This window comes from Flavobacterium luminosum (assembly GCF_023635005.1).
Taxonomy (GTDB): Bacteria; Bacteroidota; Bacteroidia; order Flavobacteriales; family Flavobacteriaceae; genus Flavobacterium; species Flavobacterium luminosum.
Genome location: NZ_JAMLJM010000001.1, coordinates 239,998 through 263,829 on the forward strand (window position 1 = coordinate 239,998; position 23,832 = coordinate 263,829).

At 35.2% G+C, this 23,832-nt stretch carries 23 protein-coding genes; 10 read left to right on the top strand and 13 right to left on the bottom strand.

Translation table 11 applies throughout. The features are described from left to right. Entirely contained in the window at positions 1 to 2,502 is a 2,502-nt protein-coding gene (gene topA, locus NAT50_RS01105) for a type I DNA topoisomerase (protein ID WP_250590630.1), read from the bottom strand. 201 nt (positions 2,503 to 2,703) lie between these two features. Between topA and miaB the strand changes: the two genes are divergently transcribed. From miaB to groL, 7 genes are all read left to right on the top strand, one after another. Further along, positions 2,704 to 4,158: a tRNA (N6-isopentenyl adenosine(37)-C2)-methylthiotransferase MiaB gene (miaB, locus tag NAT50_RS01110; protein WP_250590632.1), complete on the top strand. Its 1,455-nt coding sequence runs from the start codon at positions 2,704 to 2,706 to the stop codon at positions 4,156 to 4,158. A 78-nt stretch (positions 4,159 to 4,236) separates the two neighbouring features. Next, complete coding sequence (locus tag NAT50_RS01115; RefSeq protein WP_250590634.1) at positions 4,237 to 5,502, top strand: sigma-54 interaction domain-containing protein; 1,266 nt, start codon at positions 4,237 to 4,239, stop codon at positions 5,500 to 5,502. Between the two features lie 32 nt (positions 5,503 to 5,534). Continuing rightward, on the top strand, positions 5,535 to 6,038 hold the full coding sequence (locus tag NAT50_RS01120; protein ID WP_250590636.1) for an LptE family protein: 504 nt from the start codon (positions 5,535 to 5,537) through the stop codon (positions 6,036 to 6,038). Positions 6,039 to 6,040: 2 nt separating this feature from the next. Beyond that, positions 6,041 to 6,910: a tetratricopeptide repeat protein gene (locus NAT50_RS01125; protein WP_250590638.1), complete on the top strand. Its 870-nt coding sequence runs from the start codon at positions 6,041 to 6,043 to the stop codon at positions 6,908 to 6,910. A 6-nt stretch (positions 6,911 to 6,916) separates the two neighbouring features. Continuing rightward, positions 6,917 to 7,273 (top strand): preprotein translocase subunit SecG, encoded by a 357-nt coding sequence (secG, locus tag NAT50_RS01130; protein ID WP_250590640.1) that lies wholly within the window; start codon positions 6,917 to 6,919, stop codon positions 7,271 to 7,273. Positions 7,274 to 7,416: 143 nt separating this feature from the next. After that, positions 7,417 to 7,692, top strand: coding sequence for a co-chaperone GroES (locus NAT50_RS01135; RefSeq protein ID WP_250590642.1), 276 nt, complete (start codon positions 7,417 to 7,419; stop codon positions 7,690 to 7,692). Between the two features lie 82 nt (positions 7,693 to 7,774). Beyond that, the gene (groL, locus tag NAT50_RS01140; RefSeq protein WP_250590644.1) at positions 7,775 to 9,406 is read left to right on the top strand and encodes a chaperonin GroEL; all 1,632 of its coding nucleotides are present in this window, start codon (positions 7,775 to 7,777) and stop codon (positions 9,404 to 9,406) included. Between the two features lie 412 nt (positions 9,407 to 9,818). Here groL and NAT50_RS01145 read toward each other — a convergent pair whose 3' ends face one another. The 12 genes from NAT50_RS01145 to xrtF all read right to left on the bottom strand — a co-directional run bounded on the left by NAT50_RS01145 (position 9,819) and on the right by xrtF (position 20,481). Continuing rightward, positions 9,819 to 10,499, bottom strand: coding sequence for a DedA family protein (locus NAT50_RS01145; protein ID WP_250590646.1), 681 nt, complete (start codon positions 10,497 to 10,499; stop codon positions 9,819 to 9,821). An 83-nt stretch (positions 10,500 to 10,582) separates the two neighbouring features. Further along, positions 10,583 to 11,218 (bottom strand): carbonate dehydratase, encoded by a 636-nt coding sequence (gene can / locus NAT50_RS01150; protein ID WP_250590648.1) that lies wholly within the window; start codon positions 11,216 to 11,218, stop codon positions 10,583 to 10,585. A gap of 4 nt (positions 11,219 to 11,222) precedes the next feature. Further along, on the bottom strand, positions 11,223 to 12,821 hold the full coding sequence (locus NAT50_RS01155) for a SulP family inorganic anion transporter (RefSeq protein ID WP_250590650.1): 1,599 nt from the start codon (positions 12,819 to 12,821) through the stop codon (positions 11,223 to 11,225). 66 nt (positions 12,822 to 12,887) lie between these two features. After that, entirely contained in the window at positions 12,888 to 13,178 is a 291-nt protein-coding gene (locus NAT50_RS01160; protein ID WP_250590652.1) for a hypothetical protein, read from the bottom strand. Positions 13,179 to 13,277: 99 nt separating this feature from the next. Then, the gene (locus tag NAT50_RS01165; protein ID WP_250590654.1) at positions 13,278 to 13,619 is read right to left on the bottom strand and encodes a heavy-metal-associated domain-containing protein; all 342 of its coding nucleotides are present in this window, start codon (positions 13,617 to 13,619) and stop codon (positions 13,278 to 13,280) included. Between the two features lie 24 nt (positions 13,620 to 13,643). Continuing rightward, the gene (locus NAT50_RS01170) at positions 13,644 to 15,641 is read right to left on the bottom strand and encodes a TonB-dependent receptor plug domain-containing protein (protein ID WP_250590656.1); all 1,998 of its coding nucleotides are present in this window, start codon (positions 15,639 to 15,641) and stop codon (positions 13,644 to 13,646) included. A gap of 69 nt (positions 15,642 to 15,710) precedes the next feature. Beyond that, positions 15,711 to 16,136: an HYC_CC_PP family protein gene (locus NAT50_RS01175; protein WP_250590658.1), complete on the bottom strand. Its 426-nt coding sequence runs from the start codon at positions 16,134 to 16,136 to the stop codon at positions 15,711 to 15,713. 146 nt (positions 16,137 to 16,282) lie between these two features. Then, positions 16,283 to 16,963, bottom strand: coding sequence for a hypothetical protein (locus NAT50_RS01180; protein WP_250590660.1), 681 nt, complete (start codon positions 16,961 to 16,963; stop codon positions 16,283 to 16,285). Positions 16,964 to 17,283: 320 nt separating this feature from the next. Next, the gene (locus NAT50_RS01185; protein WP_250590662.1) at positions 17,284 to 18,645 is read right to left on the bottom strand and encodes an MBL fold metallo-hydrolase RNA specificity domain-containing protein; all 1,362 of its coding nucleotides are present in this window, start codon (positions 18,643 to 18,645) and stop codon (positions 17,284 to 17,286) included. Positions 18,646 to 18,647: 2 nt separating this feature from the next. Next, positions 18,648 to 19,481 (bottom strand): ATP cone domain-containing protein, encoded by an 834-nt coding sequence (locus NAT50_RS01190; protein WP_250590663.1) that lies wholly within the window; start codon positions 19,479 to 19,481, stop codon positions 18,648 to 18,650. A 36-nt stretch (positions 19,482 to 19,517) separates the two neighbouring features. Further along, on the bottom strand, positions 19,518 to 19,961 hold the full coding sequence (locus NAT50_RS01195; RefSeq protein ID WP_262918553.1) for an exosortase F system-associated membrane protein: 444 nt from the start codon (positions 19,959 to 19,961) through the stop codon (positions 19,518 to 19,520). Then, complete coding sequence (xrtF, locus tag NAT50_RS01200; protein ID WP_250590665.1) at positions 19,939 to 20,481, bottom strand: exosortase family protein XrtF; 543 nt, start codon at positions 20,479 to 20,481, stop codon at positions 19,939 to 19,941. Before xrtF ends, NAT50_RS01195 begins: the two co-directional genes overlap by 23 nt. A 73-nt stretch (positions 20,482 to 20,554) precedes the next feature. Between xrtF and NAT50_RS01205 the strand changes: the two genes are divergently transcribed. From NAT50_RS01205 to NAT50_RS01215, 3 genes are all read left to right on the top strand, one after another. Then, on the top strand, positions 20,555 to 21,010 hold the full coding sequence (locus NAT50_RS01205) for a GAF domain-containing protein (RefSeq protein WP_250590667.1): 456 nt from the start codon (positions 20,555 to 20,557) through the stop codon (positions 21,008 to 21,010). A gap of 97 nt (positions 21,011 to 21,107) precedes the next feature. After that, complete coding sequence (gene rpsO / locus NAT50_RS01210) at positions 21,108 to 21,377, top strand: 30S ribosomal protein S15 (protein WP_250590669.1); 270 nt, start codon at positions 21,108 to 21,110, stop codon at positions 21,375 to 21,377. A gap of 151 nt (positions 21,378 to 21,528) precedes the next feature. After that, complete coding sequence (locus NAT50_RS01215; protein ID WP_250590672.1) at positions 21,529 to 23,697, top strand: polyribonucleotide nucleotidyltransferase; 2,169 nt, start codon at positions 21,529 to 21,531, stop codon at positions 23,695 to 23,697. Positions 23,698 to 23,832: the final 135 nt, after the last annotated feature.

The window sequence follows — 23,832 nt, forward strand, 5'->3', positions numbered from 1 at the left end:
TTATTTCTTTTTTACAGTTGCTTTTTTAGTAGTCGTTTTCTTTGCTGCAGTTTTTTTAGCAGGCGTTTTGGCTTCGATCATTTCTTTCACTTTTTCCAAAGTTAATTTAGAAGCATCAATATCTTTATTCAACTCAATTTTGATCTTCCCTTTGGTAATTACAGAACGACCCCAACGTGCTTTTTCCACTTTGATTCCTTCTTCTTCCCAATTATGAATCACCTTATCGATGTCTTTCTGCAATTTATCTTCAATCAATTCTACAATATCCGATTGGGTCAAATGATCGAAGTTATATTTTTTATTAACATTAATAAAAATTCCGTTCCATTTAATAAAAGGCCCAAAACGACCCACTCCTTTTTGCACATCCATTCCTTTGTATTGTGCAATCGGTGCATCCGCCTGATTCTTTTCATCGATTAATTGTTGTGCTCTTTCCAAAGTCACATCCAAAGGTTCCTCTCCTTTTGGCAAGGAAATAAAGGTTTTACCAAAACGAACATACGGACCGAAACGACCATTGTTCACTTCGACTTCTTCCCCTTTGTAAGTACCTAAATTCTTTGGCAATAAAAATAAGTTTAACGCATCTTCTAATGTAACCGTACTTATGTTTTGTTCTGCGCGAAGGCTTGCGAATTGTTTATTCTCATCATCCGCTTCTCCAATTTGAACCATAGGTCCAAATTTTCCTAAACGAACCGAAACTTGCCTTCCTGATTTTGGATCTGTACCTAAAATACGTTCACCGCTTTCTCTTTCGGCATTTTTTTCTACATCTTGAACATTCGGATGAAAATGATTGTAGAAATCACGCATCATTTTAGCCCAATCTTCATTTCCTGCGGCAATTTCGTCAAAATCTTGTTCTACTTTTGCGGTAAAATTATAATCTAATATGGTTTCGAAGTTTTTTACTAAGAAATCATTCACGATCATACCAATATCGGTAGGAACTAATTTCCCTTTGTCAGAACCTACTTTTTCTACTAAAACCTGCGCATTTACTTCGCCATTATTTAAAGTAATCTGATTGTATTTTCGTTCCTGACCTTCAAAATTTCCTTTTTCAACATAATTTCTATTGATGATAGTCGAAATCGTTGGAGCGTAAGTAGACGGACGTCCAATACCTAATTCTTCTAATTTTTTCACCAAAGAAGCTTCGGTGTAACGAGCCGCTGGCCTTGAAAAACGTTCCGTGGCAGTAATGAAATTATTTTTCAGACGTTCTTCTACTTTTAAAGCAGGCAACATTCCTTCTTCTTGTTCGTCTTCCTCGTCGTGCCCTTCTAAATACACTTTCAGAAAACCATCGAATTTGATTACTTCTCCTGTAGCTACGAAAATTTCTTTATGATTGTCGGCTTCAATTTTAACATTGGTGCGCTCTAATTGCGCATCACTCATTTGAGATGCCAGGGTACGTTTCCAGATTAAATCATACAAACGAGCCTGATCTCTATCTGCCTCTATAGTATGACGAGACATATCGGTTGGACGAATAGCCTCGTGAGCTTCTTGAGCTCCTTTTGATTTTGTATTATAATTTCGCGGCTTGCTATATTCTGCTCCATAATAACTGCTAATTTCTGCTTGAGCTGCATTCATAGCCTCTTGAGACAGGTTCACACTATCAGTTCTCATGTACGTAATCAATCCCGCTTCGTAAAGACGTTGCGCGATTTGCATGGTGATTCCTACCGGTAAATATAATTTACGAGCCGCTTCCTGTTGTAAGGTAGAAGTCGTAAATGGAGCCGCTGGAGATTTTTTTGTCGGTTTGGTTTCTAAATCTGCAACTTTGTAGTTCGAACCAATATTTTGTTGTAAGAACTTTTCAGCCTCTGCTTTACTTGAGAAATTCTTCGGCAATTTGGCTTTAACTATTTTACCCTTTTCATTAGTAAACTCAGCAGTAACACTGTAGGAAGCTTCTGGTTTGAAGTTTTGAATTTCACGTTCACGTTCTACGATCAGACGTACCGAAACCGATTGAACACGACCCGCAGACAAGCCTCCTTTTACTTTTTTCCAAAGTACAGGCGATAATTCATACCCAACCAAACGATCCAACACACGACGAGCTTGTTGTGCATTTACTAGGTCGTAATTAATTCCACGCGGATTTTCAATTGCTTTTTGAATAGCCGTCTTCGTAATTTCATGAAAAACAATACGTTTGGTTTTCTTTGGATCTAGTTTAAGTTCTTCCGCAAGGTGCCAAGAAATCGCTTCCCCTTCGCGGTCCTCATCGGATGCTAACCATACCGTTTCGGCATTTTTAGACAAATCCTTGAGTTTTTTCACTAAAGCTTTTTTATCGGAAGAAACTTCATATTTAGGCTTGAAGTTATTTTCCACATCTACCCCTATTTCCTTAGAAGGTAAGTCGGCAATGTGCCCATAACTAGACTCCACTTGAAATTCTTTTCCCAAAAATTTTTCTATAGTTTTTGCCTTTGCAGGCGACTCAACGATCACTAAATTCTTTGCCATTTACCATTTTATTTCTTCGGCAAAAGTATGGGTTTTTTTTAAATATAGAATTTTTGAAAGGTTTTTTAGGACGAAAGAAAATGTTTCATCGATGTTATACCTATATTTAGGAGTTGAAATAATGTTAAAGAAATCTGACATCTTGTCATAAAATCAAATTTAGTATTATCTTTGCACGCACATTTTACGCAAAGGCAATTTATGGAAAAGGAAATTGATGAAAAAAGACAAGGCACTAGTCTAGTTTTACAAGAAAAAGAAGGAAATACAAAAAAACTTTTTATAGAAAGTTATGGTTGTGCTATGAATTTTTCCGATAGCGAAATCGTAGCTTCAATTTTAACTGAACAAGGTTATAACACAACACAAAAACTAGAAGAAGCCGATTTGGTTCTGGTAAATACTTGTTCCATACGAGACAAAGCGGAACAAACGGTTCGCAAACGTTTAGAAAAATACAATGCTGTAAAACGCAGCATCAATCCAGGAATGAAAGTTGGTGTTTTGGGTTGTATGGCAGAACGCCTAAAGAGTCAATTTCTTGAAGAAGAAAAGATTGTAGATATGGTTGTAGGTCCAGATGCCTACAAAGATTTACCTAATCTTTTGAAAGAAGTAGAAGAAGGACGTGATGCTATAAACGTTATTTTATCGAAAGATGAAACTTACGGAGACATTTCACCAGTCCGATTACAAAGTAATGGAATCAATGCTTTTGTTTCGATTACACGTGGATGTGACAACATGTGTACTTTTTGCGTGGTCCCTTTTACCAGAGGACGTGAGCGCAGTCGTGAACCTCAATCTATTATTGAAGAAATTCAAGATCTTTGGAATAGAGGATTTAAAGAAGTTTGTTTATTAGGACAAAATGTTGACAGTTACCTTTGGTACGGTGGCGGATTAAAAAAAGATTTCGATAAAGCTAGTGAAATACAAAAAGCTACTGCTGTCGATTTTTCACAATTATTGGAGATGTGCGCTGTACAGTTTCCAAAAATGCGTTTCCGTTTTTCAACATCAAATCCGCAAGACATGCACGAAGAAGTGCTCCACGTTATTGCTAAATATCACAATGTGTGTAACTACATTCACCTACCGGTTCAATCTGGTAGTACCCGAATTTTAAAGGAAATGAATCGTCAACACACTCGTGAAGAATATATGGAGTTGGTTGACAAAATCAAACGTATTATCCCTGGATGTTCAATCTCACAAGATATCATTACCGGTTTCCCTACCGAAACGGAAGAAGATCACCAAGACACCTTAAGTCTGATGGAATATGTAGAATATGATTTTGGATACATGTTTGCTTACTCAGAAAGACCAGGTACACTTGCAGCACGTAAGATGGAAGATGACGTTCCGGAGGCTGATAAAATGCGACGTTTGCAAGAGATTGTTGATTTACAACAAAAATTGAGTGCGCAACGTACTGCCCGATTCCTAAATCAAACAGTAGAAGTACTCATTGAGAAAGAATCGAAAAAATCTGACGCTCATTGGTCTGGAAGAAATTCAGAAAACGTTGTTACTGTTTTTCCTAAAGAAAATTACAAACCGGGAGATTTCGTATTGGTCAAAGTAACCGACTGTACTACTGCTACATTAATAGGTGAAGCGGTTGGATATTCTGAAATGCAAGTTAATTAATTTAAAGTTTAACGCTTCAAATTCTAAACACAAGCTACTTTAATTTTTGAATTTAAAGTTTACATAAAACAATTACAAATGGAATCCGTTCAAGCCATAAAACAACGATTTGAGATCATCGGGAACGACCCGAAGCTCAATCGTGCAATTGAAAAAGCCATTCAGGTTGCCCCTACTGATATTTCGGTGTTGGTAACCGGTGAGAGTGGTGTGGGTAAAGAAAGTATTCCTAAAATTATTCATTCTCTATCCCACAGAAAACACGGGAAATATATCGCTGTAAACTGCGGTGCTATTCCCGAAGGCACTATTGATAGTGAATTATTTGGTCACGAAAAAGGATCTTTTACCGGAGCTACTGCAACCCGCGAAGGTTATTTTGAAGTAGCTGATGGCGGTACTATATTTTTAGATGAAGTGGGTGAATTACCTTTAACTACTCAAGTTCGCTTATTACGTGTTTTAGAAAATGGGGAATTCATCAAAGTTGGTTCTTCTCAAGTCCAAAAAACGAATGTTCGAATTGTAGCGGCGACCAATGTAAACATGCTTGACGCCATCGAAAAAGGCAAATTCCGAGAGGATTTATACTATCGTTTGAGTACAGTTGAAATTGGGCTACCTCCATTGAGAGAGCGTAAAGAAGACATCCATTTACTATTTCGAAAATTTGCCTCTGATTTTGCGCATAAATACAAAATGCCTCCGATTAAATTAGAGGATCAAGCGATTCAATATTTATTAAAATACCGTTGGAATGGAAATATTCGTCAGTTACGAAATGTTGCTGAACAAATTTCTGTTTTAGAAACCAATCGAGATATTTCGATCCAAACCTTGGCTTCTTATTTGCCTAACGAAGGAACAAATCTTCCACAAGTAGTCAACAAAAAAGCGGATAGCGACTTTTCAACAGAAAGAGAAATCTTGTATAAGATTCTTTTTGACATGAAGAGCGACCTGAACGACCTAAAAAAATTAACCTTGGAATTAATGCAAAATGGAAGTTCTAAAGTTCAGGAAACCAACAAAGGATTGATTCAGCGTATCTACGGTCAGAAAGACGAGATAAATCCTTATGCTAATGAAGATTTGAGTGTTTCGGTGATTCCAACTCAAAATCCAGAAATTCAACAGGAAGAGTTTTTAGATGATGAAGACGACGGTAATTATATTTTTGCCGATACTGTAGAAGAAGAAGATTCGCTCAGACTAGACCAAAAAGAAATAGAACTCATCAAAAAAGCACTGGAACGCAACAAAGGGAAACGCAAAGCTGCTGCAGACGAATTAGGTATTTCTGAAAGAACATTATACCGAAAAATAAAACAATTCGATTTATAAAATTCCATTTTATATCTTTGGAAAACTGAAACATGAAAAAAATATCCTACATACTATTCACTGCTTTGTTGTTATTACTTAACAGTTGCGGCATTTATAACTTTACTGGTGCGGGTCCAATTAATGCAAAAACGTTTCAGGTAAATTATTTTCAAAATGTATCTGAATTGGTTGAACCGGGAATCGATAGAGACTTTACCCTTCGATTACAGGATTTGATTCAAAATCAGACTAATTTGAGTCTCACTCCTACTGATGGCGATTTAGTTTATGAAGGTGAAATTACAGATTACCGTATTTCTCCTATGACAGCTACTGCTGACCTTACCGCTGCCCAAAACCGTTTGACTATTTCAGTAAACTTACGTTTTTCGAATAAAAACAAACCACAAGAAAACTTTGAGAAGCGTTTTTCGTTTTTTTACGACTACCCGGGAGACCAACAATTAACTGGAGCACAGCTTCGATCCGCTTTGGATGTTATTTTCGAGCGAATTACTCAGGATATGTTTAACGACACCTTAGCTAAATGGTAATTATGAATCTTAACGAATACATACATTTACTTAATAATCCCGGTGCTGTAAACTATAGCCATATTAACGACTTAGATAAAATCTTAGCCGATTTTCCATATTTTCAGAGTGCCAGAACTATTCAATTAAAAGGTTTACATGCCCACGATAGTTTTAAATATAGCCAAGCGTTAAAATTAACGGCTGCGCACACTGTTGATCGTACGGTATTATTCGATTTTATTAATGGATATTTCACTCCAACTCTAAAAAAAGTCTCGGAAGACAAAGAACCCGAGAAGAAAACTGTCGCTATCGCTACGGAACCATCTTTAATTGAAGAAAAAACTCTAGAAGTTCCTCAAAAGACTGTTTCTGAAAACTCTTTGGAAAAATCTATTTTATCTTCTATTAAGGAAGCAACTCCTGCAGTACCCTCTGCTGAAACTGAAAAAATAGAGGCTGAGGAAACAGCTTCCGAATCTGTCGCAACAGATGAAAAACCTGTTGGACTTAACACTTCCGAAACACATTCCTTTCAAGAATGGTTACAATTATCTAAGCTAAAACCTATTGAAAGAAATGAATCGACTGAAGTAAAAGTAGAATCAAAAACTTTGGCTGAAAAAATAGATTTGATTGATAAATTCATCGAATCAAATCCAAAAATATCACCTCCAAAAGAGAATATTGCACCACCAGCCTATACACAAAAAAACGAGGACACATCGTATCTGATGACCGAAACTTTAGCTAAAATTTATCTGGAACAAAGAAAATACAGCAAAGCAATTCAAGCTTATGAAATTTTAATTTTGAAATATCCAGAAAAAAGTAGTTTATTTGCAGACCGAATATTAGAAATTAAAGAATTACAACAAAATAACAAATAGTTAACAATGAGTACATTTTCAATTTTTTTAGTTTTAATCACTATAGTTTGTTTTTTACTAATCGTGGTAGTTATGGTACAAAACCCTAAAGGTGGAGGATTATCATCAACTTTTGGTAGTTCACAAATGATGGGTGGAGTTCAAAAAACAACTGATTTCCTAGATAAAAGTACTTGGTATTTAGCAGGTACGTTAATTGTACTTATTTTATTATCAAGCTTAAGTTTTACTGGAAGCAACAGCGATACAGGATCTAAGATCATTGATGAGACAACTTCTGTTCCTTCAATACCTGCTGCTCCTCAGTCTGCTCCAGCTGCAGATGACAAAACAGCTAATCCTACAGAAGAAGCTAAGAAATAATCTTCAACAGAAAATAATTACACAAAATGCCAGCCTGTCAGTGCTGGCATTTTTTATTTGGCAATTTTGTCACAATTTTCAGCTTGGCACAATTTCTGAAAAAAGCAAAGCAGCAAAATTTAATAATCTAAAAAAATATAATTATGGCATTAAACATTAAACCACTTTCAGATCGCGTTATCGTGGAACCGGCAGCTGCTGAGACTCAAACAGCTTCTGGGATTATTATTCCTGATACAGCTAAAGAAAAACCTCAAAAAGGTACTGTGGTAGCTGTAGGAAACGGTAAAAAAGACCAACCTATGACCGTAAAAGTTGGTGACACGGTTCTTTATGGAAAATATGCTGGAACTGATTTAAAATTTGAAGGCAAAGATTATTTAATCATGCGTGAGGACGATATCCTTGCAATAATTTAATTCTAAGTTTCAGGTTTCAAATTCAAACTTTCTGAAAAACCTTAAACATAATTAAACTCAAAAAATCTAAATAAAAATCAAAATGGCAAAAGATATAAAATTTGATATTGAAGCACGCGACGGATTAAAACGCGGGGTAGACGCATTAGCTAATGCAGTAAAAGTAACTTTAGGTCCTAAAGGACGTAATGTAATTATTTCTAAATCTTTTGGTGCACCACATGTAACTAAAGACGGTGTTTCAGTGGCTAAAGAAGTAGAGTTGAAAGACACTCTTGAAAATATGGGAGCACAAATGGTTAAAGAAGTAGCTTCTAAAACCAATGATTTAGCGGGAGACGGTACAACTACGGCAACTGTTTTAGCACAATCTATCGTTAAAGAAGGACTAAAAAACGTAGCTGCTGGCGCTAATCCAATGGATTTAAAACGTGGTATTGATAAAGCAGTAGAAGCAATTGTAGAAGATCTTGGCAAACAAGCTCAAGAAGTAGGTTCTTCTACCGAAAAAATCAAACAAGTAGCTTCCATCTCTGCAAACAATGACGAAGTAATTGGAGAATTAATTGCAACGGCTTTTGGTAAAGTAGGTAAAGAAGGTGTAATCACTGTTGAAGAAGCAAAAGGTACCGATACTTATGTAGATGTTGTAGAAGGTATGCAATTTGACAGAGGATACCTATCTCCTTACTTCGTAACTAATACTGAAAAAATGGAAGTTGAATTAGAAAGACCTTACATTTTATTATACGACAAAAAAGTATCTTCTTTAAAAGAATTATTACCAATTCTAGAGCCAGTTGCACAATCTGGAAAACCTCTATTAATCATCGCTGAAGATGTTGATGGTGAAGCTTTATCTACTTTGGTGGTAAATAAACTTCGAGGTGCCTTAAAAATTGCCGCTGTAAAAGCGCCAGGATTTGGAGATCGTAGAAAAGCTATGTTAGAAGATATCGCTATATTAACAGGTGGTACAGTAATTTCAGAAGAAAGCGGATACAACTTAGAAAACGCTACTTTAGAAATGTTAGGTACAGCCGAAAAAGTGACCATTGACAAAGATAACACTACTGTAGTTAACGGTGCTGGTGATGCGGAAATGATTAAAAACCGCGTAAACCAAATCAAAGCGCAAATGGAGTCAACTACTTCTGATTATGACAGAGAAAAATTACAAGAGCGTCTGGCAAAATTAGCAGGTGGAGTAGCTGTTCTTTATGTAGGTGCTGCATCTGAAGTGGAAATGAAAGAGAAAAAAGATCGCGTAGACGATGCACTTCACGCTACAAGAGCTGCTGTTGAAGAAGGAATTGTTGCTGGTGGTGGTGTAGCTTTATTGAGAGCAAAAGCAACTTTAGCAAATCTTAAAGCAGAAAATGCAGACGAAGCAACGGGTATTCAAATCATTTCTCGTGCTGTTGAAGCTCCTTTACGTACTATTGTTGAAAATGCAGGCTTAGAAGGTTCTGTAGTAGTAGCTAAAGTTGCCGAAGGTACAGGAAGTTTTGGTTATAACGCTAAATCTGACCAATATGTTGATATGTTGGCTGCAGGAATCATCGATCCTAAGAAAGTTACACGTGTAGCTTTAGAAAACGCTTCTTCTGTGGCAGGAATGATTCTAACTACAGAATGTGCTTTAATCGACATTAAAGAAGAAAATGCCGGAGGCGGAATGCCAATGGGAGGCGGAATGCCTGGTATGATGTAATCGCTTCATCTCACAAAAATAAATTACTACAACAAACCCCGAAGAAGCTATTTTTCGGGGTTTGTTTTTTATTATGACCACTATCATAGCAATCGTTTTACTAATGTTCTTCATTAAATCTTATCCCAAAACCAACTATTCAAAAGCGTTGAAATATCTTGAACTTGGATTTAAATTGAAATCATGAATTTCGAAAAGGCAAATGAGATAAAGTTTTAAATTAACAATTCATTTTTCAGATTTACAGTACATTCTTAAATCTTCTGAAACGAAATACATAGTAGTACGATTTCGAATTAAATTTCAATATTTAGAAAACAAAAAAGCCAATTACAGAATTTCTTCTATAATTGGCTCAATATTATTTAGCTTAACTTTTAGTCCTGCTAAAAGAATTATTTTTTGAAAATGCTTATTCTTCGATGTGTGCTTGTTTCTTTAAAATTTTCCAAAGTACTGGCACCGTTGTAAACAATACGATAATGATCACAATGTACTCGATGTAATGTTTTAAATCCACTCCAAACTCATTCAAAAAGAACGCGTGAAGATAATGTCCAGAAAAAATCATAGAAAAAGACCACAATAAAGATCCTAAAATATTGTACAACATGAACTTCTTTTTGTCCATTTCTACAATTCCGGCAATCACTGGTGCAAAGGTTCTTACTACAGGTAAAAAACGAGCAAAAACAATAGCTTTTGAACCGTATTTTTCGAAAAACTCTTTAGATTGGTATAAGTATTTTTTCTTGTAAAAAAATGAATCTTGTCGACTGTAGAGATAACCTCCACTTTTGGCACCAAACCAATAACTAGTCATATTACCCAAAATTCCCATTAAGGAAACCAATAGTGCAAAAATGGTAACGTTCAAGAAATCATTATGGGTCGAAAATTGATTCATGAGACCTTCGCTGTAAATTCCTGCCAAAAAAAGCAAACTATCTCCAGGCAAGAAGAAACCAGCCAACAAGCCTGTTTCTGCGAAAACAATAAATAATACTACGAACAATCCAATCTTAACTCCTCCTAACTCTAGTAAAATATAAAATTCGGGGTTTAATAATTGCAACCAGTTAAATTCTTCCATTACTTAAACATACTATTTTAAAAGGCGAAAGTACTACATTTAGTACAATCGCCCTATTTTAAAATGATAAATTATTATTAAAATTAAATATCTAATTGATACAGTTCATGCAAATCTTCGTTCTTAGAAAAATTAACATTTAGATCCGTTACATAACCAGAATTGAGACCATATACCCAACCATGTAAGTATAATTCCTGTCCTTCTTTCCAAGCACCTTGCACGATGGATGTCTTTGCTAAATTCAATACTTGTTCTTTTACATTTAACTCCACAAATCTGTTAAAACGCTCGTCTTCGTTTTCAATAGAGCTTAGTTTTTCTTTATTTAATCGGTAAATATCTTTGATATGTCGAATCCAATTGTCTATAACTCCAAAAGAGTTGTTCCCCATCGCGGCTTTAATTCCTCCACAACCATAATGACCACAAACAATGACATGTTTCACTTTCAAAACATTCACCGCATAATCTAGAACGCTCAACATATTCATATCACTATGCACCACCATGTTGGCAATATTACGATGAACAAAGACCTCCCCTGCTTTAGTTCCGGTAATTTCATTGGCAGGAACGCGGCTATCAGAACATCCAATCCACAAAAGCGGCGGGGTTTGCCCTTGTGATAAATCTTTGAAAAAATTAGGATCTTGACTTAACTTCTCTTCTACCCATTTCTTATTATTGTCTAATATTTTTTTATAAAACTCGCTCATATTTTTAATTTATAGATTCAACAAATACATGTTTTTCTTCTTCTTTAGTGTTTTCAAGCTCATATGCTTTTTTGAAACCCACTAGTTTTACTTTTATATTTTTATCCTTTGATTGCACTTTCTTAAAATCCTTAATCAAATCCAAAACGTCATGTGCAATATATACCGTTTCGGAAGCATTGATTCTTACCACCGAATTTTCCGGGATCTCTTGGAGTGTTTTTTTAATCGCTGCTTTGTTTAAAAAAGAGACTTCCTGAGCTAATTTGATATGAATTATATCGTCTTCATGGTATTGTTCTTTCTTAAAATCGTAGGCTCTTTTCATATTCCCTTTCAGAATAAAAACAACACTGATTATCATCCCCAAAGCTACACCTTTTAATAAATCCGTGAACACAACTCCTAGTAAAGTTGCTATGAAAGGTATAAATTGATATTTCCCTTGCTCATAAAAATGAGTAATTACTTTAGGATTAGCCAATTTGTAACCCACCAACAACAATACGGCTGCTAAGGTTGCCAAAGGAATTTTATTAAGCAAAAAAGGAATTGCCAGAGCACTTACAAACAAAAGTACCCCATGAATAACCGTTGCCATTTTCGACTTGGCGCCAGCATTAGCATTGGCAGAAGTTCTTACCACTACAGAGGTCATCGGCAATCCTCCTAAAAGAGAACTTATAATATTTCCTATACCTTGAGCTTTTAATTCGACATTGGTATCTGTATGTCTTTTTTGAACATCCATTTTATCCGCGGCTTCCACACAAAGCAGTGTTTCAATTGAAGCAACAATAGCAATGGTAAACGCAACAATCCAAACTTCCTGGTTCACAATTGCCGAAAAGTCAGGAAAAACAAGAATTTGCTGGAATTCTTCAAAAGATTTTGGCACCGGCAATTTCACCAAATGATCTGCCGTTACTGCTAAACTACTCTCCGTTACGATGAATATTTCGTTAATGATTACTCCAACTATAACCGCTATCAAAGCAGCAGGAATTAATTTCAAATTTTTTAAAAAAGAAATTTTATTCCAGCCAATTAAAATGAGTAATGAAACTGAAGTTATTAGAACAGCTCCCAAATGTACGTTCCCAATAACAGAAAACAATTCGGAAAAAGTATTTTGTCCGTTGGGCTGAAGAAATGCTAAATCTCCAATATAATCCTCATCATAACCAACAGCATGGGGAATTTGCTTTAGAAAAATAATAACCCCGATACCAGCCAACATACCTTCAATGACATTATTGGGGAAATAATTGGAAATAGAGCCCGCTTTTAAAAACCCTGAGATTAATTGCAATACTCCAGCTAAAAAAACCGCCAAAAGAAAAATCTCAAAACCGCCTAAAGTAGTTATTGCACTTAAAACAATTGCCGTAAGACCGGCTGCAGGACCCGAAACAGATAAATGTGATTTACTAATTAAACCAACTACAATTCCACCAACGACTCCTGATATAATTCCTGAAAACAACGGTGCACCCGATGCCAATGCTATCCCTAAACATAGCGGCAGTGCGACCAAAAAAACCACTAGCCCAGCAGGAAAATCTGAACCAAGGTTAGCCAAAAGTTTTGTTTTTTTTGTCATATCCCTTTAAAATTTAAAACATTATTTTACTACAGACCAACAGCCTGTGAGTTTGAATGGTATGTTTTAAACTTGTTCGGGTGGCGGAAAGAACGCCATTAACGTTAAAGAATAATCCTTTAACAAATAGAAGTCAAATTTATTGGAAGCATTATTTTGAAATAAGAAATCGTAAAGCATACTTTCGTCAAAAACAACCTCTGCGAAATTATTTTTGGTGTGCTTGTGATGTTCTTCTTCTTCCGTGATATTAAAAGCAATGGTTGTTTCATTTCTCTCATTAATCACATAAAGGATCATAGAAGAGAACTGAAACAGAATAAACGCTGCTAAAACTATCTTGGTAAAAAATTTCATTTGGCAAAAATACTATTTTGAAAAAAAACACCCAAGGACTTAACATTTTCTTATAGAAAAAAAAGAGCCTCAACAATTCGTCAAGGCTCTTTTTAATAGTTATTTTACTCTTTCGTATCGGCAACAACCGTGAAGTGAGTCGTACTCCTCGTCGGTAGCTTTAACGTTTTTAGTATCGTGTCCGGCTTTGGCTACTGCCTTTTCAACATCTAACATACTGCATTTTTCCTCGTTAAGGATCAAACTTAATTCTTGTGAAGCTACGTTCCAACTCGCTGTTTTAACACCTGCTACAGACATAGCGGCTTTTTGTATTCTTTTTTGACACATTTCACAATTCCCATTCACCTCAACGCCATATTTAGCATTCTTATTCTTTTTTTCCTGAGCCAATGTAGAGAAACCAATCATTAACATCAATAACATTACTATTTTTTTCATCTTATTTAATTTTAAATTATACACTTACTTAATTTTATAACGCAACCCTGCGTAAAACATTTTACCAAAAACCGGTGCATAGATGATAGAAGAATCAAAATTTGTTCCAAACGGATTATCTGCTCCAATAATAGCTTTGGATTGTTTGTAGTTTCCTAAATTTTCAGCTCCTACATATATTTCAAAGACAGGAGAAAAGGTTCGAGTAACTTGCGAATTCATTACCACAAAAGAAGGTGACATGGCAGGTAACTCTCCCCCTGAGTTAGGCAATTGCTGTTTTCCTATCCAATTTAACGTATAATCGAAACGCCATTGTTGCCCTTTTTCTTTGATATGGGTTTCAAATTCTAGGTTCGTAAAAAAACGATGCTTGGCCTGAAGTTGACGCTGAAAACGTCCCATATTATAATCACTTTGTATATCATAGAACTTGTAAGCTGAGCGGAAATTCAAATGTTTGATGATTTCGGTATTAAACTCCACTTGCAAACTATTAGCAAATGATTTTCCTTTCAAATTATAAAAATCCACCTGGTTACTTCCTTGGTATACATCTATAATCACTTGATTTTGAAAATCCGTACGATAAAAATCTACAGATGCATCTGATTTCATTCCGAAAAGTTGAAATTTTTGCAAAAATCCAACCCCGTAATTCCAAGCTATTTCAGGATCTAGCCCGTAAATTTTACCATTGGTATCTAAAATATTAAAAGTTCTTGAACTTCCGAACAACTGCTGATTCTCTGCAAAAATATTAGCGGATCTTTTACCTCTTCCTGCTGAAAAACGAAGCACACCATCTTGCCAAGGATTGTAGCGCGCATGCAACCTAGGAGTTAGAAAAAAGCCCAAACGATTATGATAATCCGCTCTTCCTCCTAAAATTAAACTGAAATTATCCGTATTATCGAAGGTGTATTCAAAAAAAGTACCTAATGAGTTGTCTTTTCGACTCACATCAATAGCATTTACCTTTTCCTGATATTCATCGAAGGTAAAGTTCAATCCTGTGGAGAACTTATGCATCGTATTGTTTATAATCGAATTAAAAATCAGATTAGAATACCCGCTTTTTTGTTTGATATCGTAAGTTCTTAAACCAAAATAAGATTGTTGATTGTGTGAGGTAAACGCATTTTGAAAACCAATACTCTGAAAAGGCATATCCTTCCAAACATATCCAATTTTAGAAGAAAAATCGAATCTTTCAGTATTGATTTCTGAACCCCAATAGGTCGTAGAAAACTTATGTTGGTCCGGTTCAAATGCTACTTCACCCGTTTGCTTTTGATCATTCAAATAACGAAGGTTAAAAAAAGTAACCCATCCTTTTTCGGGATTAGTATACTGCCAACGATTGAGAATGTTGATCTGATTTCCCAGCGGATTGTCTAAAAAGCCATCTTCATTCATATCGTTTTTAGCCAAACGAGCATTGCCATGAACCAATAAACTAGTAGACCACAAACTGTCTAATTTCTTGGTAAAATGTGTATTTAACTCGAAACGAGCATCAGAAGAACCGTAAACATTCAAAAAGAAAGGAATGTCGTTGGCGGGTTTTAGCAATTCGGTATTAATTTGTCCCGAAATACTCTCAAAACCATTAATCACACTTCCTGCTCCTTTGGTAATCTGAATACTTTCGACCCAAGTTCCGGGTGTAAACGACAAACCAAATGCTTGTGAAGCGCCTCGAACAGAAGGAATGTTCTCCTCAGCTATTAATAAATAAGGACTGGTTAATCCCAGCATTTTAATCTGTTTGGTACCTGTTAAAGCATCCGAAAAATTCACATCAATTGAAGGATTGGTTTCGAAGCTTTCGGCCAAATTGCAACAAGCGGCCTTTAGCAATTCCTTGCTAGACAATACAGTGGTATTTGTTGCTTTAATAAGTGATTTTTGTATTTTCGCTCGTTTTGCTTCTACTTTAACTGTTTGCAAAGTATCTGGTATTTGCGCTGAAACAGTATAAGACAGAAAAACAAGAAAATACAAGAACGTATTTTTCATTGTATCTACATTTAATTAATAATAACAAAATTCAGAACTAATTAGTTCCTTAGTTTTTGAAATTATCAACTACGCATAGAAAATATACTGGGAATACAATTTATATAAAGGAGGGGCATGGGTATCACAATAGAACGAAGGGTTTTCGTTTTTTTTAACCACTTCCTTAAGCAAAGGAAATGATAAAGATTGATACTCATGAACTAGAATATAAGACGTAAGATCTAACTGAAAACTTTTTATAAGAACATTTTCAGAAGTCGTTTTTTCTATTTCTATTTTGTTGTTTTTACAACAACTACTTTCTTTTTTCTTTTTTGCACAACACGACTTTTCTTCCTCGTTTTTTTTCTGATCACAAGGGTCGCTGATTTTATAATCAAAAGAGATACCGGCTATTTTATCTCCACAATAATGCACATTGAATGCCAACCCCACATTGGATACCAAAATGAGTACGGCTAATATAATATTTATTTGCACTTTGAATTTCATCAGAGCAAAAGTATAAAATTGTTCAAACAAAATTGACAATAATTTGTTAATTGATTTGAAAACATTGCTTTACCTCTTTGAATAAAAAAATGTCATTAAAGCTTTAAAAACTCCAATGACATTTCTTATTTGTTTATTATGTTAAATTAAAACAACAACACTTGAACAAAGCCTCCAAAATTATTTTCATTATGTTTTAATGGTCCGTAATATTCTACATTTGAACCCAAACCGAAAGCAAATTCTTTATAGCTTACTCCTGCTCTAGCTCTAAAATAACTTCTCGCATGCAAATCTTGCGACATCGTATGCGCGTAAACTCCCTGCAAACGAGTATATAAACGCCATTGATCGCTGATTTTCGGTTTATACTCAACCAAAGCAAGACCTTCTAAGTTAGCATCTTTGCTAAGATCTACACGAGGTACAACGATAAAAAACCAATCTTCACTTGCATGAGCATAAATTAAACTAGCCGATGGTCGGATACCGGTAACAGGTGTATTATGAAAACCTGCGCCCAATTTTAACCCTTTAAACAAATCTACTGTTAAGCTAGCTTGCGTCATGTGATCCTGTAAATTTTGAACACCCCAATCAGAGTTAATATCTGTAACGCTAAAAAAACCAAGACGTGGAATACTTTTGATTTTTTTATCAATAATCATTTGGAAAGAAACTCCTCTGTCACCTACCAATGTTTCAACATTTATTGGAGGATTCTGAAATTCTTTCTGCTCCTGTTCCTGAGCAAAACTGTTAATACTAAAAAATAAACCGAACACTAGAAAGGTTCCTTTTGATAGAAAGTGGGCAATCTTCCTCATTTAATGATTTACAATAATTTTTAATTACTACTAATTTTTGTTTTACTATTTTTAAAAATTTCATAAAAAAATCACCATCAAAGCGATTAATATTCAATTTTAAAAAGCAAAAAATAAACGAACCATTAAAAGAAAAATAGGATTAAAACTCGCAAACAAGGACAAATCACGCCAAAAAAAGCATCCTGCCCGAGTAAAAAAAAACTTAGATAATTCAATAAAAAAGGGTTTTGTCAGTTCTCTTAAAACTTAAAAAGAAAACCAACAAAACCCTGAAAACAGTTAAAGAAATTATATGATTATAAACCCAATGGTTTTTTTTAGTTAATCTCTATCATCTGTTGCAGGTAAGGAACCTCACAATTGAAACCGTAACGATGCTCCACCATATTCTTTAAAGTAAGTAATGAAGGTTGCTCACCATGTACTAGAAAAACATTCTGAGGTTTCGTTTCCAACTCCGACAACCATTGTAATAAATCTTCTTGATCAGCATGAGCCGACAGACCTTCAATTTCTATAATTTGAGCATTCACCGGATAATAGTGTCCGTATATTTTTATTTCTTTAGCGCCCTCAATTAGCTTTCTACCTCTTGTCCCTTCTGCTTGAAAACCTACAATCAGTACGGTGTTTTTATCATCAACAATATAACGTTCTAAATAACTCAACACCCTTCCTCCGGTTACCATTCCACTAGCTGCAATAACTACTTTGGGATGATCGCTGTAAATCGTTTCAATAGTTTCCTCGAAATCGGTAATTAATGAAAACATACTGCACATAGCCTCACAATCTTCTAGTTTTAGCTTGTGCCAAGTCCTGTTTTCTGTAAACAAATCTATTACCCTGATCCCCATTGGAGTATCAATAATATAAGGAATTTCCGGAATACGTCCTTCTTGCTTCAATTTCCAGAGCAGAAACATAATAGTTTGGGCTCGCTCGACTGCAAAACTAGGAATGATCACGTTACCCCCTCTTGCGATGGTTTCATTAATACATCGCTCCAAATCATCCATAGGAATATTCGCGGGATGTAATCTATCACCATAGGTACTTTCTAAAAACACATAATCTGCTTTTTTAGGCTTCACTGGTTTAAACAACAAATCATCTTGATCTCTACCAATATCTCCTGAAAAAACCAATGTCTTACCTTCTAGATTTAACTCGATAGAACAAGCGCCTAAAATATGACTCGCGTAAAAAAATCTAGCTGAAATTTCCGCATCCAAATCAAATGTTTTGTCCAACTGAATCACTCTAAAAAAAGGGAATACTTTTTCAGCTTGATCTACAGTATATAGAGGTTCTGCGGGTATATGTCTAGAATAATGCTCTTGATTCGCTTTTTCAGCCTCTTCTTCCTGAATTTTACCTGAATCTAGAAGAATTAACTGAGAAATAGCCTTTGTGGGACTAGTACAATAAATTTTTCCTTCAAACCCTTGATTGACCAATCTAGGCAACCATCCACAATGGTCTAAATGCCCATGCGTTAATAACACATAATCTATAGAGGATGGTAAAATCGGGAGTGGCTGCCAGTTAAGTTGTCTTGTTTCCTTATTTCCTTGAAAAAGTCCACAATCGATTAATATTCGGATACCATTATCGGATTCGATTAACGTTTTGGAACCGGTTACTGTTCCTACCCCTCCTAAAAACTGTATTTTCATAGTTATTTTGTTTTAAGACATAATTCGGAAACTTCCTTCAAGACATTGGTTATTCTTGTGGGACTGAGTCCTATTATTTCGAGAATTTCCGAGCTTTTGTATAATTCATCCACTAAAATCACTTCGTGCGATAAGAGTTGTTCTTTTTCTGCCAAAGACAAAGTGGTAAGACAAGCGATGGGGTAAAAATGAATATTATCAATTCTGTTGCGTAAGTTATTATCCTTAGGGAAATCCCAACTCAATAATTCAATACCGGAACAAAGAGCAAATCGAACAGCATCTTCAGAAAACCTATTATTGGTGACTATCAAACACTTGTTAATGCGTTCTTTCTCATCAAAAACATCAAACAACTGACTGTTCAAATCATTGAATCTTGATAAAATATACATTGGCACCTTTACATCAGAAACTATATCACGGTCGGTATGAAACTTACACTCGATCATTTTAAGTTCTTCTCCTTTTTTCACCAATAAATCTACTTCGTGAGAAACACATCGACCTTTCAAATTAAGATTGATTTTAGTCTTGTATCCTCCATGTCTGAATAAATGTGAAATATATTTCTCAAAATAAAATCCAGCAGGTCCCAACATTTCTAATGCCAATCTAAGATTGTATCTTGCCGCCGTAGAAGAAGATTCTTCTTTTAAAAGCTCAAAAGCCAATTTGTAAATTTTCTTGGTTGAAATACCCTCGTAGAGTTCCTTTTCAATTTGTTTCAATACCTCTTTAACAACAGAAGGTGTAGCGCCTGATTTCAGTAAAGACCTTTCTAGTTTCTTTCGTTCAAAATCAACTACATCTCCAGAATGCTTAATAATTTTCATGGCTATCCATAATTTTCATAAAGATACAGAAAATAATTATGAATTTTTTCTCTGGTAAAAGAATGCAGGAATAAATAACAATAAAAACAAAGGATGAATAACAAATCTTCGAATGTAGAAAAAGGTCATTTTCTTATCTTCATCAAAGCAATTCAGAAAAACAAATAACAATAAAAGGAGAACCGCTAAAAAAAACAATAATAAAACAGCTGAAAATCGTACTATAGCTATTTCTTTAAACAAAACATAAAGAATCAACAGTGAAAGCAATCCGTTAATGAAATATCTCAGAATCCAATTAAAATAAAGCGAAAAACTGTTGTACTCCGGATAGGGTAAGTTAGAAAATTCTGCTTTGAAATAATCTGTAAAAGGATCATAAAACAGATGATTTTCAAACACTCTCACTAAAACCAAGAGCATAACGAAAAAAAACAGAAGAAAAGTTCTTGCGATGTTATTTTTTATGATTCGAAGCATAAACAGAATATTTATTAACCCAAACTATCCACAACAAAAAAACCATTCCGTAAATAAGCAATGGAAATAAAACACCGTGCAACAAATGAACTTGATTGGGAAACGAAAAAAGTAAAACAGCAAGAATAATGATTCGGAATACATTTACTATATAAAGGAACAAACCGCCACCGACAGCAAAAAACAAAGTAGGCTTCAATCTTCCTGAAAAAGCGATCACAAATGCAACAAATAAAATAATAACGCTAATTGCATTACAGCCCTCAATGATTCGAGCGACATACTCCCCTTCATAAAAGATTTTATAATAATCCTGAAAAGATTGGGTTGCAATTTTTATCCCTAAGATATTTGCTAATTTTTGTGTCAGAAAAGAAACATTGCTAGTAATCCCGTCCACGACATTTTTACCAAAAGAAGAAAGATACATTCGATAGACTGCTGTCAACACAAAGTAAGACAGAAAAAATTTCCCTAAAAATAGCAGAAAAGGTCTATATTGTTGTAAAACTTGTTTCAAATCGATTTTTTAACAAATTTATATAAAATTTAAAACAGCTGTTGTCTACTTTTGTAATAAAAAAGAAAATAAAATGACTTTCGAAGCATTACAACCTAAAATAGTAGAAATAACCTCTGACTCCTCTTTAACTAGAGATGAAAAATTATTGAATATCTGCCAACTGTTACAAGACAATATCAGTTACTACAACTGGGTTGGTTTTTATTTTGCCAATCACGAAACCAAAACATTACATTTAGGCCCTTATGTTGGAGCAGAAACCGATCATACCGTAATTCCTTTCGGAAAGGGAATTTGCGGACAAGTTGCTGAATCTAATGCCAACTTTGTAGTACCGGACGTTAAGGCGCAAGACAATTATATAGCTTGTAGCTTAACCGTAAAGTCAGAAATCGTAGTGCCTTTGTTCGTCAACGGAGTTAACATTGGCCAAATTGATATTGACAGCCATGTCTTAGATCCTTTCACCGAAGCGGACGAACGTTTCTTAGAATTTGTAAATGAACAAGTTGCAAAATTATTTTAACAAATAAATAAAAGTTTGCTACTTCAAAAAATAAGTTTACCTTTGCAGGAAATTGAGATATCTCAATCTGCATAATAATCATTTTAACAATATTAGCATGTACTTAACAAAGGAAACTAAAGCTGAAATTTTCGCTAAACACGGAGGAAAAGCTGAAAACACTGGTTCTGCTGAAGGGCAAATCGCTTTATTCACGTTCAGAATCAACCACTTAACAGAACACTTAAAAAGAAATCGTCACGATTACAACACTGAGCGTTCGTTAGTAAAATTAGTAGGTAAAAGAAGATCACTTCTTGATTACTTAAAAAATACGGAAATCAACAGATACCGTGCGATTATCAAAGAATTAAACATCAGAAAATAATCAAGATGAAAAGAGGTGCCTGCGCGCCTCTTTTTATTTTTGCATTTTTTACACAGAAAAAGTTTGGTTTTTCATTGGGTTTCAAACAACTACACAACAACACACAACAACACAACTAAAACCCATTGTTTAATTAACAAATGAATTATTTATGATTCCAAAAGTATTCCAAGAAGTTATCGATTTAGGTGACGGAAGAAGCATCAGTATCGAAACTGGAAAATTAGCCAAGCAAGCCGATGGGTCTGTAGTTGTGCGTATGGGCGATGCAATGTTATTGGCAACGGCAGTTTCAGCAAGAACTGCAAATCCTGGGGTAGACTTTTTACCTCTAACTGTTGATTACCGCGAGAAATTTGCGGCAGCAGGTCGCTTTCCAGGCGGATTTTTCAAAAGAGAAGCCCGACCTAGCGACAGCGAAATTTTAACGATGCGTTTGGTTGACCGCGTTTTACGTCCATTATTCCCGGACGATTACCACGCGGAAACACAAGTTATGATTCAATTAATGTCTCATGACGAAAACGTTATGCCTGATGCTTTAGCAGGTTTAGCAGCTTCTGCTTGTCTTGCTGTTTCAGATATTCCTTTTTACAATCTTATTTCCGAAGTACGCGTAGGTCGTGTAAACGGTCAGCTAATCATCAATCCTAGCAGAGAACAACTAGAACAATCAGATATTGACATGATGATTGGTGCATCTGACGATTCTGTTTGTATGGTGGAAGGTGAAATGAAAGAAATTTCAGAAGCAGAAATGATCGAAGCTATCAAATTTGCACACGAAGCTATCAAAATTCAGATCAAGGCTCAAGAGCGTTTAAGAGCTGCTGTAGGCACTCCAACTTACAGAGAATATGAAACTGAAAAAACTGACGATGCTGTTTATGCAAAAGTAAAAGAGGCTTCTTACAAAAAATATTATGAAGTAGCTCAAGCAGCTTCTGCAAAAAGTGAAAGAGGTGAAAAATTTGCTGAAATCAAAGAAGAAGTTAAAGCATTGTTTTCAGAAGAAGAATACGCTGAAAACCCAGATTTAGCAGAATTAGTATCGAAATACATATACAAAACACAAAAAGAGGCTGTAAGAAATGTTGTCCTTGAACAAGGTGTTCGCCTAGACGGACGTAAAACAACAGAAATTCGCCCAATTTGGTCTGAAGTTGATTATTTGCCTTCAGCACATGGTTCTGCTATCTTTACCCGTGGAGAAACTCAAGCCTTGGCAACCGTTACTTTGGGAACATCTAGAGAAGCCAATGTGATTGATTTACCATCAGAACAAGGCGAAGAACGTTTCTACTTGCATTATAACTTCCCTCCTTTCTCAACTGGAGAAGCGAAACCTTTAAGAGGTACTTCTCGTCGTGAAGTAGGACACGGTAACTTAGCGCAAAGAGCTTTAAAAAACATGATTCCTGCTGATTGCCCTTACACCATCCGTGTAGTTTCTGAAGTATTAGAATCTAATGGATCGTCTTCAATGGCAACAGTTTGTTCTGGAACTTTAGCATTAATGGATGCTGGAGTACAAATGATCAAGCCTGTATCAGGAATTGCTATGGGATTGATTACAGATGGTGAAAAATTTGCCGTTCTATCTGACATTTTAGGTGATGAAGATCATTTAGGAGACATGGACTTTAAAGTTACAGGAACTGCTGATGGTATTACTGCTTGTCAAATGGATATCAAAATTGACGGTCTACGTTACGACATCATGGAACAAGCGTTGAACCAAGCTCGTGAAGGTCGTTTACATATTTTGGGTAAAATCATGGAAACGCTTTCTCAACCAAGAGCAGAAGTAAAACCTAAAGCACCAAAAATTATCACTCGCACTATTCCAGGAAACTTCATCGGAGCGTTAATTGGTCCTGGCGGAAAAGTAATTCAAGAATTACAAAAAGCTACGGGAACTACTATCGTGATTAACGAAGTAGACGAACAAGGTGTTGTAGAAATTCTTGGAACAGATCCGGATGGAATTGCAAAAGTACTCGCTAAGATTGATTCAATTGTTTTCAAACCAGAAGTAGGAGAATCTTACGAAGTAAAAGTCATTAAAATGTTAGACTTTGGAGCTGTTGTAGAATACACAAAAGCACCTGGAAATGAAGTATTGTTGCACGTATCAGAATTAGCATGGGAACGTACAGACAAACCATCTGACGTTGTTAATCTTGGTGATGTATTTATGGTGAAATATTTAGGTATCGATCCAAAAACTCGTAAAGAGAAAGTATCAAGAAAACAATTATTGCCTCGTCCTCCTCGTGAAGACAAGAAAGACGAGAATAAGGATAAATCACAAGGTTAATTAAATATTTTTAATTCGTGAGTCAAACCCCCAGAGCATATTCTTTGGGGGTTTTTTAATTTACAAAGTATATCTTTATTAAATAATTCATCTTTTTTTATGTTAATTTTCTCACGAGATGAAAAAAATAACATT